Annotated in this window: 10 protein-coding genes and 1 pseudogene; 9 read left to right on the top strand and 2 right to left on the bottom strand. The window is 40.7% G+C overall.

All coding sequences use genetic code 11. From position 1 onward, the window contains the following. The first annotated feature begins 322 nt into the window (after positions 1–322). The 9 genes from H6A27_RS02385 to H6A27_RS02425 all read left to right on the top strand — a co-directional run bounded on the left by H6A27_RS02385 (position 323) and on the right by H6A27_RS02425 (position 11,741). Positions 323–739, top strand: coding sequence for a 5-fold beta-flower protein (locus H6A27_RS02385; RefSeq protein ID WP_204507536.1), 417 nt, complete (start codon positions 323–325; stop codon positions 737–739). Between the two features lie 702 nt (positions 740–1,441). Then, positions 1,442–2,002, top strand: a complete 561-nt coding sequence (locus tag H6A27_RS02390; RefSeq protein WP_204507537.1) for a LemA family protein — start codon at positions 1,442–1,444, stop codon at positions 2,000–2,002. A gap of 22 nt (positions 2,003–2,024) precedes the next feature. Then, positions 2,025–3,005, top strand: a complete 981-nt coding sequence (locus H6A27_RS02395; RefSeq protein WP_204507538.1) for a M48 family metallopeptidase — start codon at positions 2,025–2,027, stop codon at positions 3,003–3,005. Between the two features lie 254 nt (positions 3,006–3,259). Beyond that, on the top strand, positions 3,260–6,067 hold the full coding sequence (locus tag H6A27_RS02400) for a response regulator (RefSeq protein WP_204507539.1): 2,808 nt from the start codon (positions 3,260–3,262) through the stop codon (positions 6,065–6,067). A 240-nt stretch (positions 6,068–6,307) separates the two neighbouring features. Beyond that, positions 6,308–6,682 (top strand): DUF805 domain-containing protein, encoded by a 375-nt coding sequence (locus H6A27_RS02405; RefSeq protein ID WP_204507540.1) that lies wholly within the window; start codon positions 6,308–6,310, stop codon positions 6,680–6,682. A 31-nt stretch (positions 6,683–6,713) separates the two neighbouring features. Next, positions 6,714–8,351, top strand: coding sequence for a right-handed parallel beta-helix repeat-containing protein (locus tag H6A27_RS02410; RefSeq protein ID WP_204507541.1), 1,638 nt, complete (start codon positions 6,714–6,716; stop codon positions 8,349–8,351). A 23-nt stretch (positions 8,352–8,374) separates the two neighbouring features. Beyond that, positions 8,375–9,811 carry a hypothetical protein gene (locus H6A27_RS02415; protein WP_204507542.1) on the top strand — a complete coding sequence of 479 codons (1,437 nt, stop codon included), beginning with the start codon at positions 8,375–8,377 and terminating at the stop codon, positions 9,809–9,811. 53 nt (positions 9,812–9,864) lie between these two features. Next, a complete protein-coding gene (locus H6A27_RS02420) occupies positions 9,865–11,181 on the top strand; it encodes a TMEM43 family protein (protein ID WP_204507543.1) in 1,317 nt (438 codons plus the stop codon). A gap of 59 nt (positions 11,182–11,240) precedes the next feature. Beyond that, positions 11,241–11,741: a hypothetical protein gene (locus H6A27_RS02425; protein WP_204507544.1), complete on the top strand. Its 501-nt coding sequence runs from the start codon at positions 11,241–11,243 to the stop codon at positions 11,739–11,741. 15 nt (positions 11,742–11,756) lie between these two features. Here the strand turns inward: H6A27_RS02425 and H6A27_RS02430 are convergent. Together H6A27_RS02430 and H6A27_RS02435 are read right to left on the bottom strand one after the other, a co-directional pair. Then, positions 11,757–12,175 (bottom strand): annotated as a pseudogene (locus tag H6A27_RS02430) (AAA family ATPase); the annotation flags it as partial. 253 nt (positions 12,176–12,428) lie between these two features. Next, positions 12,429–14,003 carry an ATP-binding protein gene (locus tag H6A27_RS02435; protein WP_204507545.1) on the bottom strand — a complete coding sequence of 525 codons (1,575 nt, stop codon included), beginning with the start codon at positions 14,001–14,003 and terminating at the stop codon, positions 12,429–12,431. Positions 14,004–14,238: the final 235 nt, after the last annotated feature.

A 14,238-nucleotide genomic window follows, 5' to 3' on the forward strand; every position in this document is an offset into this window, starting at 1 on the left:
ATCATTAAGAGATTTTGCCAAGGGTTGTGGCTTTGAGGAATCCAGTTTAAGAAATGGGATGATTAAATCGTTGTAAATTAGTCGCATAGTATTTTTTTTATATCAAATAATCCTAATTATATAATCGAAAAACAGTCCTATAATCCTGATATTTGATCATATTTTCCTAACTCACGATTATATATTACGATAATTTTGCTATAGTAGATAAATATAACTTATTATAACGGAGAATGTTAATTCTTAATAGTTTGGATAAGACGGTAAGTACGGTAGTACTGTGATAGATAAATATTTAATTACTAACCAAATAATTACAGTTATGAAAACAAGATTAATCATTACAATGCTGGCTCTATTCGGTATTTTTCAGTTTGCCGGTGCACAAACTATTCGTGATAATTCCAACGTCGCTATTGGAAAAATTGAACGTGACGGAACAGTAAGAAATGCTGGCAACGTCAAAATTGGGTCTATTTCATCCTCAGGAGAGATACGCAATGCGGGCAACATCCTCATAGGAAAGATTGATAGTAACGGAAAAGTTTGGAACAAGAACAACAGTCGGTTGGGAGCTATTGAAAACGATGGCACAGTAAAAAATGCATCCAATGTCAAGATTGGGAAAGTGGAAAGCAATGGTAGTGTGAGAAATGCCTCCAACATGACAATCGGAAAGGCTGAAAATGTTTCTACAAGGCATGCAGCTCTATTTTTCTTCTTCGGATTCTTTAGATAGGACTGAAGTTGACCGATACTGTCTGCAAGCAGATACAGATTCGCTATATGACTTCATGCTTGTCTCTGCTGAAAATATAGTATGCATACCATTGCCAAATATCTGAAGTGATTTAAATCAGATGACAGTAGAAGCAATAGCGGATCTTCTCGAAGAAATAGTATGGCAGCAGCTCTGGACATGGAAACTATGGCTGTGGCAATTTCGGTGGTTGAGGTGCAGGTAGTAAATTATAAAAATAATTAGAAGGAATATGAAAACGACAGTACTTACTATTTCCATTATACTATTATCCGTAACGGGTATTTGGGCATACAATTTCAAAGTCGGTGATTTATGTTACAACATTATAGACATAGGCACAAAGACCGTGGAGGTGACGTATAAACAGGAAAGTCTTGAGAATAATTACAGCTATCTTTCCGGAGTTGTAACTATCCCGGAAATGGGAAATATATTGCAAAAGACGCACTCTCCAATTGTTCCTATCTCTCACACAAATTACCATACTGGCTGCCGATCCTCCGGAAATAACAACGTTTCTTTTTTATAATACCAGTCCGGATATACTTGTATATGTACCCGCAGAATCATTGGAAGCATACCAAAAGGATGATGTATGGTAAAAATTTAATTTGCGGGGATTACCATAATAATTATATATTTTTTATACCTGACTTTTAATCATAAATTGTGAATTATATGACTACACTATTGATTTGCTTAGGTGTCATCTTGTTGCTCGGAATATGGGTAATGACACTGTACAACCGTTTAGTAAAATTGAGAAATAATAGAGAGAATGCTTTCGCTGATATTGATGTTCAATTGAAACAGCGCCACGACTTGATTCCGCAGCTCGTTACTGTGGTGAAAGGTTATGCCACACACGAAAAAGATACCCTAGACAGGGTAGTTGCTGCACGCAATGGAGCCATTAATGCCCGCACTATCAATGATAAGATTGTAGCTGAAAACGCTTTGTCTTCAGCACTGGCAGGGCTGCGCGTAACTCTCGAGGCATATCCGGATCTTAAAGCCAACCAGAACTTCTTACAGTTGCAGGAGGAAATATCCGATGTTGAAAACAAACTAGCCGCAGTACGGCGTTATTTCAATTCGGCTACTAAAGAATTTAACAATGCTGTAGAAACGTTTCCGTCGAATATCTTTGCCGGCATGTTCGGATTCAAAAAAGAAATGATGTTTGATCTTGGTGGGCAGCGCCAGACAATGGATAAGGCTCCGGAAATCAATTTCTGAAAATCTTAATAAAATACTATTAATGGAATATATCGGTATACAGGCACAGAAAAGAAGAAACGATTTCCGTTCTATGCTCCTGCTTTTTATGTTCCCATGCCTTGTCTTAGGTATGGTGTACATTTTTTTTCTCCTTCTCGCATGGCTGGGTTTTATTGAAGAAGCTGAAACAGAGGGACACTTCTGGCTTTCTGTCAACTCCGTTTACTTGAATTCGGTTCCTTATGTTCTTGGAGTGGTTTTCGTATGGTTCACCATAGCCTATTTTTTGAATACGTATATAATAAAAGTATCTACAGGAGCAACTACACTCGAAAGAAAAAAAAACAAACGTGTCTACAATCTGGTAGAGAATCTTTGTATGAGTCAGGGCATGAAAATACCGAAAATTAATATTATAAATGATGAGTCGCTCAATGCCTTTGCAAGTGGAATCAACGAACGGACATATACAGTTACTTTGTCGAAAGGGATAATAGACCGACTAAAAGACGAAGAGTTGGAAGCGGTCATAGCGCACGAACTGTCGCATATACGCAACCACGATGTACATCTGCTCATTGTTTCAATTGTGTTTGTAGGTGTGTTTTCAATGGTGGCTCAATTGGCATTCTCGACAATATCATCTTTGTCTGGTGGCAGTTCTAAAAAAAAGAATGACAATAGCGATGGAGCAGTCATACTGGTACTGTTTTTGGCTATTATAGTAGCCCTGATAGGTTTATTATTGGCAACACTGATGAGATTCGCCATTTCGCGAAAAAGGGAATATCTGGCTGATGCCGGAGCAGCTGAAATGACAAAGAATCCGCTTGCTCTTGCTTCTGCCTTGAGCAAGATTGCCAAGGATCCTAACATTGAGGCGGTGACACGTGAAGATGTTGCCCAGTTGTTTATTCAGCATCCAGGAAACAAGGCGGAAGGTTTTATCGGAAACCTTGGTGGAATATTTGCTACCCATCCTCCTATTGAAAAAAGAATACGCATACTTGAACAATTTTAACCATGTTATATCCTGATGTAGAAGTATCTACTGAAGGTGAATTCCAGGATTTATCCACGATTCAAATCTTATATTATGAGTTTTACAAATATTTAAATGTTAATATCCATTTTTACTTTAAGTTCTGGTTGTTCATGCAATAAAATATTAACTTTGCTAGCAGAAATATAGTCGATGCCATTATTAACATATCGGTGAAGCTCTTTACAGGGTAAGTCAGAATGTAAGTTGTATAAGAAATACGTGAACGGTTTATGAAAACATATTTATATATCCTTATTGTAGGGCTTTCAATATTATTTGCTTGCCAGAAGAGTAACGCGCCATTATATTTGGAAGAGGACAGGAAAGGAATTGACTCTATTTTGCAAAAAAATCGTAACACGGATTCTTTGTTGATTTTGCTTGATTCTTTTAAAGCGTCAGACAATATGTACGGACAGATTGCCACCTACGGACAATTAGGAAAAATATGTCGTGAAAACTCCTTTTTCGACGATGCCATCCAGTATCATAAAAGAGGTCTGGAGATAGCCACTATGATGAACGACACACTTGAAGTCGTAAAAGCACTGAATAATCTTGGAACCAACTACCGGCGTATCGGTATACTGACCGAAGCTTCAGAGTATCATTTCAGAGCATTGGGTCTGATAGAGAGAATGAAGGGAAGAACGTATGCTATCAGGAAAAACCGTCTGATAGCCATCAACGGTATCGGGAATATTTATCTCTCTTTGGGAAATAATAATGCGGCAGAAAGAGTATTCCGCAATTCCCTGGCCGGAGAAAGGGAACTGAACAGCGCGTTGGGTCAGGCCATCAACACAGCCAACTTAGGTTCTATTTTTGAAAGCCGGGGAGAATACGACTCAGCTTATGTATATTTCAAGCAATCCTTGTCATATAATCAGCAGGCAAAATCCGATTTAGGAATATCCCTTTGCTATAATCATTTCGGACGCCTTCACGAAAAAAAAGGGGAACTTGATGAGGCTCTAACCAACTACAACAAGGCTTATGACATAATGAAAGGAAAAAGCGACTATTGGCATTGGCTGGAGTCGTGCATTTCAATGTCACGTGTACTTCTCAAACTCAATAATCCGGTTCGGGCTCAAACTTATTTGTCGCAGGCAAGGGAAACGGCACAGGCCATCAATTCGTACGAACATCTTAGTGCCATCCATAATCTGGACTATATATATTTTTTAGGACAAAACGACTGCAAAAGAGCTTTGGACAGTTATATACAGAGCAAGGCATACGCCGATAGCGTGAAAAATGAGGAAAGCATCAATCATCTCCAAAACCTGAGAATAAAATACGAAATAGAAAAAAACGCTCAGGAAATAGATCTGGTAAAACAGAATTTCATTGAGGAACAACGCAACAAGCGAATTATCCTCGTAGTTAGCATTCTGATTCTTTTGATGACTTGTTCGGCTATAGCATTCCTTTGGTATGCTTTGCGGATGAGGTCGAAAACAAACCGTACTTTGCGACAGATGGAACAGATACGTACAGGATTCTTCACAAATATCACACACGAGTTTCGTACACCACTCACCGTAATTCTAGGATTGGTAGAACAAATGCAGAAGAATGAAGTGTCTAAAGACGAGGCGGAACGTTACCTCAGTTCCATTCAACGGCAGGGTAGTAACTTGCTTGATTTAATAAATCAGTTGTTGGACATGACAAAACTTATGGCAAAGGCCGACCGTAAACAATGGTATAGGGGAAATATTGTCGCGTTCATACGAATGACACTTGACAGTTATCGCGAATATGCCTGTTCGCAATATATAAACCTGCTGTTTATTCCTGAGTCGAATAGCATTGAGATGGATTTTATTCCAGAATATTTCAAGAAAATAATGCGCAATCTGCTTTCAAATGCACTGAAATATACTCCAGCCAATGGAATTGTCAGGGTAGAAATGAAAAAAGAGAATTCGTTGTTGATGTTGCAGGTTTTCAATACCGGTAAAGAAATTCCCGAGGAGGAATTGCCACGGTTGTTTGATACGTTCTATCAGGGATCAAACAACGAGAAACAGATAGGAACAGGTATAGGTCTTCCGTACACACGCCAGATGGTTGAAAGCATGAACGGCAGTATCAAAGTGTGCAACAAGAAAGGCGAAGGGGTAGTCTTTTCAGTTTATATACCAATTAATCAAGATACGATAGAGAGACTTCCATGGATAGATGCTACCGACATTACAGAACAGCTTCCTGAAAAGAATGATCTCGAAAATATTCAGGTTGAAGATAATGACACTGAAGATAATCTGTGTCCTTCCATATTGATTGTGGAGGACAATCCGGATATTTCATTTTACATCAGTACCCTATTAAAGGATAAATACCATCTTAATTATGCCTCTGACGGCAAAGAAGGTATTGATAAAGCGAAAAATTGCATGCCCGACCTCATACTTACAGACCTGATGATGCCCGGCATGGATGGCTATACTCTTTGTCATGAAATACGGCAGTCGGAAATATTGAACCATATCCCTATCATTATCATTACGGCAAAAAGCAGTGATGTGGATCGTATTCGTGGATTGGAAGAAGGTGCGGATGCCTATTTGATAAAACCTTTCAATGCAGAGGAGTTACTTGTTCGTGTCGAAAAACTGTTGGAGCAGCGCCGTCAGTTGCGTGACAAATTCTCCAGAGCCTTGCAGGAAGGTTCTGTCCAAAACGTTGAATTGTCACCTAGGGATCGTGACTTCCTGAATCGAATGACATCAATTATACATGGCCATTTGGCAAATAAAGACTTGAATGCGGATTTCATTGCCGACAGAATGTGCATGAGCAGATCGCAACTTAACAGGAAAATCCGTGCTATAACAGACTGTACTGCCACCACCTACATCCTCCGTATCCGTATGGAGAAGGCAGCCAGGCTACTTTCTTCTACAGAACAACCTGTCGGAGACATTGCCATGGTTTGTGGCTTCGAAGATACAAGTTATTTTACACGTGTTTTCAAACAAGTGTTCAATGTTACTCCCAGTCAATATAGGAAAACTCCCAAACTATAGGATGTAATAAAGAAATATGATACCTGTTTCTAGAGAGAAAACAGGAGAAATAAAGTGTTATAAATCAAGAATATAATTGAATAATTCATTCGAATAATCCTGATTCTCTAAACGAAAAAAGTTTTTATAATACTGTTTTTTGATCTGATTCTCCTAACCTGCGGTAATAAATACTGATAAATTTGCTTCAGACGTCAATTATAAAGGTAATATGATTTATTAACTTAAAATTTAAAGATTATGGGAGCAATTATTTCAAATTTCATGGAGATTATCCTTGGTAAGTATGCGCAGTTCAAAGGACGTGCCGGTAGAGGTGAATTTTGGATGTTTTATTTGGTTTATTTCATCATCGGGGCTGTATTCTCTATCTTGATGAATCTTGTAGCAAGTATCTCATTCCTTTATTATATCATTTTAGTGCTGCAGATAATTGTTATATTGGGATTGCTTGTGCCGACATTGGCAGTCAGTGTACGACGACTACACGATATAGGTAAAGGGGGAGGTTGGATATTTATCAATCTTATACCTCTTATAGGTTCTATCTGGTTCCTTGTATTATTGATAAAAGAAGGCGAGAAAGTCGCGAATCGTTTTGGTAATCCTGCTTGATAAATAGTTTGTTTTATAAATTTTTGAAGATATGGGAAAAAGAATCTTTTCTCGGATTGTTCTTGTAAGTATCTTTTTCATGGCTCTGTTTTCTCAGAGCCATGCAAAGACCACCGACCTGACAAAAATAACGGTCAGAAACGAGATGGAGCTGATTCGTGCATTGGGAAGTAACCGCGTCATCACAGTGGCAGAAGGCAGCTATATCAATCTCTCGAAGGTTCTTGAATTCTCGGTTCAGAGGAAGATAGCCGGAGTTGCGGACTTAGGAATGATTTCTGAGACGGAAGCATTCACAGGTGTGATGGCCATCGGATCTGAATTTTCTGGCATGGAGATGAACATTATTCACTTGAACAATCTGGAAATAGTAGGAGCCGGAGAAGAAAGACCTAAAATTGTAATCGAGCCGCATTATTCCAATGTTCTCACCTTTACCAACTGTAATGGGATAACATTGCGGCATCTTGAAATAGGGCATACCGAAGAAGGATATTGTACCGGAGGAGTGCTTAATTTCAATAATTGTAAAAATATAAAGATTGACGACTGCGACCTATACGGATGCGGCACGGAAGGCATTACTGCCAGTACTACGGAGACGCTGGAATGTACACGTACAATCATCCGCGATTGCAGCTATTCTATTCTTTCCTTGTATGGAGGTTCCAATTTCAAATTTATTGACTGCGATTTCCACGACAATCGGCAATTCAGCCTTATAAATACCAGCCAATATCCATCGAATGTCCAATTTTCGAAATGCCGCATCAGAAATAATAAAGGCGATTTGTTTGGTCTTGACAGTCCCATAGTGATGAACAAATGTTCAATCACTCATGCAGGTGCTTTAGGCACTGTCGATATGGTTGTTGATAATGATTGCGTCTGGTGTCATACTGATTTGGACCCCGAGGAAGAAAATAAGGATAAAATGCCGCCTGTACCCCTGTTTTACTATCAGTGGGAGGGAAAAATCAGCAATCAGGAAGTGCGTCTGGCATGTACGCGCCTTGGCATGGCGGTGATAGGCGAACTGATGATTAAGGACGAGTTGTACACTGAGTTCCTCAATGTATTGGGAATTGTCCGTACAGATGACGAAATCCTTTTCAATATATATGATAGTGAAAACCGTTGTGTCATAAGAAAAACATTTACCGGACATATTGTGGGCAATACATTGGAGTGTCTTGACGAAACCACAAAGACAGGATTCATACTCAATGCTTATAAAGGAGACTCACGTTTCCTCATGCATCGTGAAGCTGATGCCTACTGCAGTCCTTTCTTCAAATCACGAATCATCAGCTTCTTCTCTCGCTATCGGTATATCGATGGAGTGTATAGTAGCATCAACAAGGCAGGCAGTTCTGAAAATTACAGAAGTATCAGTATCTCACGTTTGGGCGAGTATCTCGACGTGGTGGAATTTACTATCGATTGTAAAAATGGAAAACATAAGTTTTCCACCAGTGGAAAAACCGAAATCCTCGGAGCTTCATTCAAATTTCAATTATCGGATGGCGAATGCGATTATGAATTTGAAGTCATTTTTTACAATGGATTCCTCTTCATTATCCCCGTATCAGGAAAACCGGATGGTTGTTTTGATTCCAACATCGGCATCGAAGGTATCTATGTACAGGAAACTAGTATTGAAAGATAATAATTCATTAAAAATAAGTCAAAATGAAAACAAAGAGATTTAGAATAAGCGTACTGTTGGCAGCGTTATTCCTTGCCACAGGTTTGGTGGCCGAAGCACAAGTAGGCAAGCTTATGCAAAGGGCTAAAAAGGCAGTGACAGAGAATACAAACAAGACAAATATTTCTGCGGACAATGTGTCAGGTAGAACTATTGCCGCTAAAGGCAATGCCTTATATGTGAGCAAGGAAAGAGGAAGTGCAAGAGCGGAGGGAACAAAAGATGCTCCGATGAAGGATATACAGAAAGCCATTGACAAGGCTGCTAACGGAGATGTAATCCGCATTGCCCAGGGCAATTACCTTGGCAATCTCGACCGCGGATGGATTGAAATGAAAGGCAAGTATGTCAGTCTCGAAGGCGGGTGGAAAGACGACTTCAGCGAACGCAACCCTGTCAAGTACATCACACGCATACAGCCTTCCAAGGAACAGAAAGGTACTATCGGCATGGGATTGCTGATGATTGAGTCTACGTCTGATAAAAATTCACAGATAATCATCGACGGCATCTTCTTCGACCTTGGGCTCGTACACGAATACAATCCTGCCGATCCGTCAGACGCCCGTTTCGGTTGCCCCGAAGGATGTGAAACGGGACGTATTTGTCCGGTTACTGAAAAGCCCAACAAGACCATACGTCTTATAGGCGGAAAAGTGGCAGGAAAACTCGTAATCCGCAACTGCATGTTCCTTAACGCATCATTCAACGCCATCATCATGACAAACATGGGCGGCGACTGGGAGATATACAACAATGTATTTGTTGCCAACCTCTATGCTTCCTGCGAGATTAACGGAGGTCTGAACCAGAACACAGGGGCACACCAATCAACTGTCGACTTCCACCATAATACAGTATTGTTCTCATGGCCAACGACAAAAGAAATGGAAAGTATGGGTTACGGATACCGGTTCAAAAACGGTGCCGACCATAATGTTCACCACAATATCTTCGGTTGCAACAACTATGGTGCATTGGACGGCGGTTGGGACGATTCTAACCTCCCTGCCGACAAGCGCAAAATCTGTTCGGCCTACGACAACCTGTTCTTCATGAACAGAGGCGACCTCGTTATGGCTGGAAACAGCGGCGGCAAATGGCTTTACGTGCCGGGAAAACGCTTCGATGAAGTTGAAATGCTGACCAAATACGAAAACAACAGGGAACTTCCAGGTACAAGCAAGTTCAAAGATGTTATTGACCAGGCATATTTGAAAGGATATGCATCTCTCGAAATAATAACAACCGAAAGTTATGACCCTAATTCCGCGGCAAACCTTTTCAGGGAGGCTTTCGGATTGAACAAACAGGGCACAATGACCACCAGGGTGTCGATGTTCGGCAACCGCTACAATTTCGACAAGGCAGTACAGCTGTTCGGCGCGGAACCCGGATATGGAGCACAGCTCCCTGAATGACAGTGAAGTACGAATAACAAGCTAAAAAAAAAGAATATAAATACTGTAATATTATGGCTTATCAGGAAACAAAAACAACAGGATATGGAACCCGGTTGTCTAATTCCATAAGAGGTATCGGAACCGGATTCCTGATGTTGCTGGGCGGTACGGTTTTATTGTGGTGGAACGAAGGACGTGCCGTGAAGACAACCCAAATGCTGGAGGAAGCACAAGGAGTTGCAGTACATGTGGATGACGTATCAAATGCGGATCCGTCATTAAATGGAAAACTTATTCATGCCACAGCTTTCACCCAAACAAAGGATTCTCTCAGCGACGCGACTTTCGGTATAGGAAGCGTAGCGATAAAACTGGACCGTAAAGTACAATACTATCAATGGGTAGAGCATTCAAAGACTGAGACAAAGGATAAAATCGGAGGAAGCAAGGAAGAAGTGACAACCTACTACTATGAGAAGGAATGGAATGGAAGTCCTGTCAATTCTCAAGAGTTCAGCGATCCGGATTATCAGAACAGGAACTTTGTTGTGATGAATATAGAAGACCAAAGTTCTATGGCAGAAAATGTAACATTCGGAGCATACAAGCTGCCTAAGGATCTCATTCGTTCCATCTCCGGTACAGTCCCGATGGCGCTGAGCTTCAGTCAGGAGCAACTAAGCGAGTGGAACAGGGATGTCAGGAAAGTTTTCGAAAGCATGGCACCTGCCGCAAACAATACAGCCGCTGTTGCTGCTGAAACACCTGCTGCTGCCGAAGGAGACTCTGCAAAGGTCCAGGCTGTCGCAGCTGCGGAGACAGAACAGATTGCCAAACAGGAGTTCGATTATGTCCATGTCAATGGTAACGTGCTATATTTCGGAAAGAATCCCAACAATCCGCAAATCGGAGATATGTCTGTCACCTTTACAAAAGTAATGCCCGGAGAGGCATCAGTCATAGCTGTGGTAAATGGAGACAAACTGCAGTCGTATGTCGCAAAAAATGGTAAGACATTGTCTGTCCTCACGTCGGGAGCCGTAAGTATGGAAAATATGTTCGAAAACCAGCACAAGAGTAATAGCCTCATGACTTGGATACTACGCTTCATAGGTCTGTTTTTGGTAGTTATCGGATTCAAGGGTATTTTCGGCATTCTGATAACTTTGTTGAAAGTACTGCCGTTTCTTGCCGATATTGTCGGACTTGGCATCGGTCTTATATGCAAAGTATTGGGATTGGTATGGTCGCTTCTCATAATAGCCATAGCCTGGCTGTTTTATCGTCCTGTCATTGCCGGAGTGCTGTTGGCGGCTATCGTTGCCCTCATAGTGTTCCTCGTGAAAAAAGGAAAAGATAACAAGAAGGTCGAAGTGTCAAATGTGTAAAAGTGTAAGTAATAACTGAAATGAAAACTTTTCTTACTTTTTTTAATCATTTCATATCAATGTTATTTGTTTTATTGTCTGCGGTAATCTTTTTTACCGCAGGCATACAGTATGCAAGAGCTGAAAACGGCAGTGTTAATGTCGTTTCTTCACAGATGCTGTGTTACTCAGAAACGTCAGTAAACGATTTTCACCCGGTATATGTCCGCGAAGCTGAAGAGACTCTTCTCATGGTATATAAGGAATACCACGTATTCAATGCAAGAACGGCCGATTCATACACGAAAGTCATGATCTCAACCACCACAGAGGTAAGAAATTTCAAAGTTCTCAATCTCAGTGACTGCCAGATTGATGACAACGGAAAAATCTCGTTTCACGAAGAAACTCTCTATGAGCAGCCTGAATTAGTGCCCGGATGTCCCATAGTGGTGATTATGACCTTATATGGCACGATTCCCAACTACGGCATATCATATACCGACGAACATGGTACGACACGCAGATTCAGTATCAACGTAAGCGGTATGGACGGAAGCGTTGTAATGGATGAGTATTAGGGAAATGTCTTAACCCGACAATGATGTGTAATACGGAATGAGTGAATTCAGAAATCCGTATTTCACTTCGTCATTAGGGAAGCCTAATTTATATATTCTGAAGCGCTCGTCGTAACCTTTGATTGTGAGATAACCGCTTTGGTATATCACCGGTATAGGGTCGGTATTTCCCGCACGGTAGCTTGTGAACTGGCTTTCGTCTATCTCTATGCTTTCCAGACGTCGGAGGTCGTAGTCGCTCTTTTTCAGAAGCTCAATCAGGAATGTAGGAGTTCCCGTGGCGAACCAGTAACTTCTGAACTCCATTACATCTTTCCGTATCTTGCATCCTGGCTTATGTCCTTCAGATGGTTCAGGTCGCTGAACACACTGGCCTGTCCGAATTTAGTCACACCTGTCAGGAAAACAAATTTCAGATATGCGTCTGTTGTCTTATCCTGCAAAAGGTTTACCGTTTTTATATCTTGGAATATTCGGAAATGCCGTGCCGACAATTCTAGTATCTATAAAATAAAATGATTTTAAGCCGTAAACAACTCTATGGTTGACTTCCTGAATATTGAAATAAACTATTTCCAGATATTCGTTGCGTATGATTTTTTACTTATAGTAAATAAAGACAAATTTATAAGGATACAAAAAATACCGGCTTTGCGATAATTAATTCCACATAGCCGGCACTGTTTCTTAATTATTAGCTATAACCTTCCAATCTTCTATAGTACCTGTCTCCGACGAGAAGCTCGCGCCTATTTTATATATAACTCGCGAATCTGATTTATACTCTCTGGCATATCCTTTTTCCTCTATCTGTAGCAAAGCCTCGTCAGCACTACCGTCAAGTTTAAATTCGAAAATATAAATATATTGCGGTGTCTCCACTATGCAGTCCACGCGTCCCTGGCTTTGGACCTTCTCTATATGTACCGTGTATACACTTATGAGTCGCATGATGAGATAGAATGTATACTGGAAATAACGTTCACGTTCCCTTTCGTCTTCCTTACGGCGAATCGTGTACGGGATGCTTGCCAGAAAAGATGTGAACATTGTCTGTAATGTTTTGACATCACCTTTCCTCATAGCCACTACGGCACTACGTATCCATCCCTCTGTTTCTTCCTCCGGTTTAAGATATGATGACGCTACCATCGTAAGAAATCCGTTCTTCACCTCGTTGTTCGGGAAATCCAGAAGGAATGTATTGAAATCCATGTCATAATCCTTTATGGTGAGATAACCACTTTGGAAAATCATAGGCAGAGGACGTTCCACATCGGCCTTGTAGTCTATAAACTCTGCCGGACTATAATACTTGCCGGTAAGCTCGTTTACATTCTCATTGAAATGGTTGAGCAGCCTGATAAGGTATGTGGGAGTGCCCGAGCGGAACCAGTAATCCTCCAGCGATTTACTGTCAAGGGCATTCAGCAGGCTGAACGGATTATATATATCAGTCATTCTCTTACTGAAATGATACCCGTCATACTGTCGTTTCAGTTGTGCGCGCATTTCCTCGAAAGAACAATTATATTCTTCAGCCATTTCCGATATGGCATCTGTGAAGCATGAGTCTATCTCTTTCTGTGTTATGCCACACAATGCCTCATATCGTGCATCCAGGCTTATGTCCTTGGGCTGGTTGAAGCCGCTGAACACACTAACCTGCGAGAATTTTGTCACCCCTGTAAGAAGTACGAACCTTAAATGTTCATCGGCTGCCTTGAATACTGAATAGAAAGCCTTTAATATGTTTCGGTTGCATTCTTCCAGATTTTTGTCCACATCAAGTACATCCAGCAACGGTTTGTCATATTCGTCAATCAGAACTACAGCCCGTTGCCCAGTCAGCTTATGTGCGGTACTGAGGACTTTCAGAAAACGTCCTCCTAAGTCCAAAAGCTCTGTATCCGAAACGAGACCATACTCTGATTCCCAATCTTTGACATAAGTGTGCAGACGTTTCTCCAATACACCTTTTTCAATGAAATTAGACCCGTTGAAATCTAAATGAAATACAGGATAAACAGTCCATTCCGATTCCAGGCTGTTTATGGCCAGTCCCTTGAAAAGTTCTTTTCGTCCGAGGAAATAATTCTTAAGGGTGGACACCAGCAAACTTTTTCCGAAGCGTCGCGGGCGGCTGAAGAAATAAATTTTCCCTTCATTCACCAGCCGGTGTATTATGTCTGTCTTGTCTACATATACATAACCTTCTTCTATAATCTGGTCAAAACTCTGTATTCCGATAGGATATTTCATGCGTAACCATTTTTAATTGATATTACCTACTCTCATCGCTTTATGCAAATTTAATACAAAGCTGTTGAAATACAAAACAATCCGGCAATAATCCCAATTCCCCCTCGCATTAAAAACACCCTTATAGAAAAAGAGCTAAGTGAATTCAGCAATCCCCCATGCCGTATGTCAAAAAGTGATTTATATTTTTGTGAATATTTGTGTTTGCATTATATTTGCGGAAAGTAACGCTAAT

It is taken from the genome of Bacteroides caecigallinarum (assembly GCF_016902295.1).
GTDB classification, from domain to species: Bacteria; Bacteroidota; Bacteroidia; order Bacteroidales; family Bacteroidaceae; genus Phocaeicola; species Phocaeicola caecigallinarum_A.

What these genes read in the sequence shown, in the direction of transcription:
- H6A27_RS02405 (WP_204507540.1), top strand. Translation starts at nt 6,308, where the DNA reads ATGGGAGCAATTATTTCAAATTTCATGGAGATTATCCTTGGTAAGTAT.
- H6A27_RS02420 (WP_204507543.1), top strand. Translation starts at nt 9,865, where the DNA reads ATGGCTTATCAGGAAACAAAAACAACAGGATATGGAACCCGGTTGTCT.
- H6A27_RS02425 (WP_204507544.1), top strand. Translation starts at nt 11,241, where the DNA reads ATGTTATTTGTTTTATTGTCTGCGGTAATCTTTTTTACCGCAGGCATA.
- H6A27_RS02410 (WP_204507541.1), top strand. Translation starts at nt 6,714, where the DNA reads ATGGGAAAAAGAATCTTTTCTCGGATTGTTCTTGTAAGTATCTTTTTC.
- H6A27_RS02435 (WP_204507545.1), bottom strand. Translation starts at nt 14,003, where the DNA reads ATGAAATATCCTATCGGAATACAGAGTTTTGACCAGATTATAGAAGAA.
- H6A27_RS02415 (WP_204507542.1), top strand. Translation starts at nt 8,375, where the DNA reads ATGAAAACAAAGAGATTTAGAATAAGCGTACTGTTGGCAGCGTTATTC.
- H6A27_RS02390 (WP_204507537.1), top strand. Translation starts at nt 1,442, where the DNA reads ATGACTACACTATTGATTTGCTTAGGTGTCATCTTGTTGCTCGGAATA.
- H6A27_RS02395 (WP_204507538.1), top strand. Translation starts at nt 2,025, where the DNA reads ATGGAATATATCGGTATACAGGCACAGAAAAGAAGAAACGATTTCCGT.
- H6A27_RS02385 (WP_204507536.1), top strand. Translation starts at nt 323, where the DNA reads ATGAAAACAAGATTAATCATTACAATGCTGGCTCTATTCGGTATTTTT.
- H6A27_RS02400 (WP_204507539.1), top strand. Translation starts at nt 3,260, where the DNA reads ATGAAAACATATTTATATATCCTTATTGTAGGGCTTTCAATATTATTT.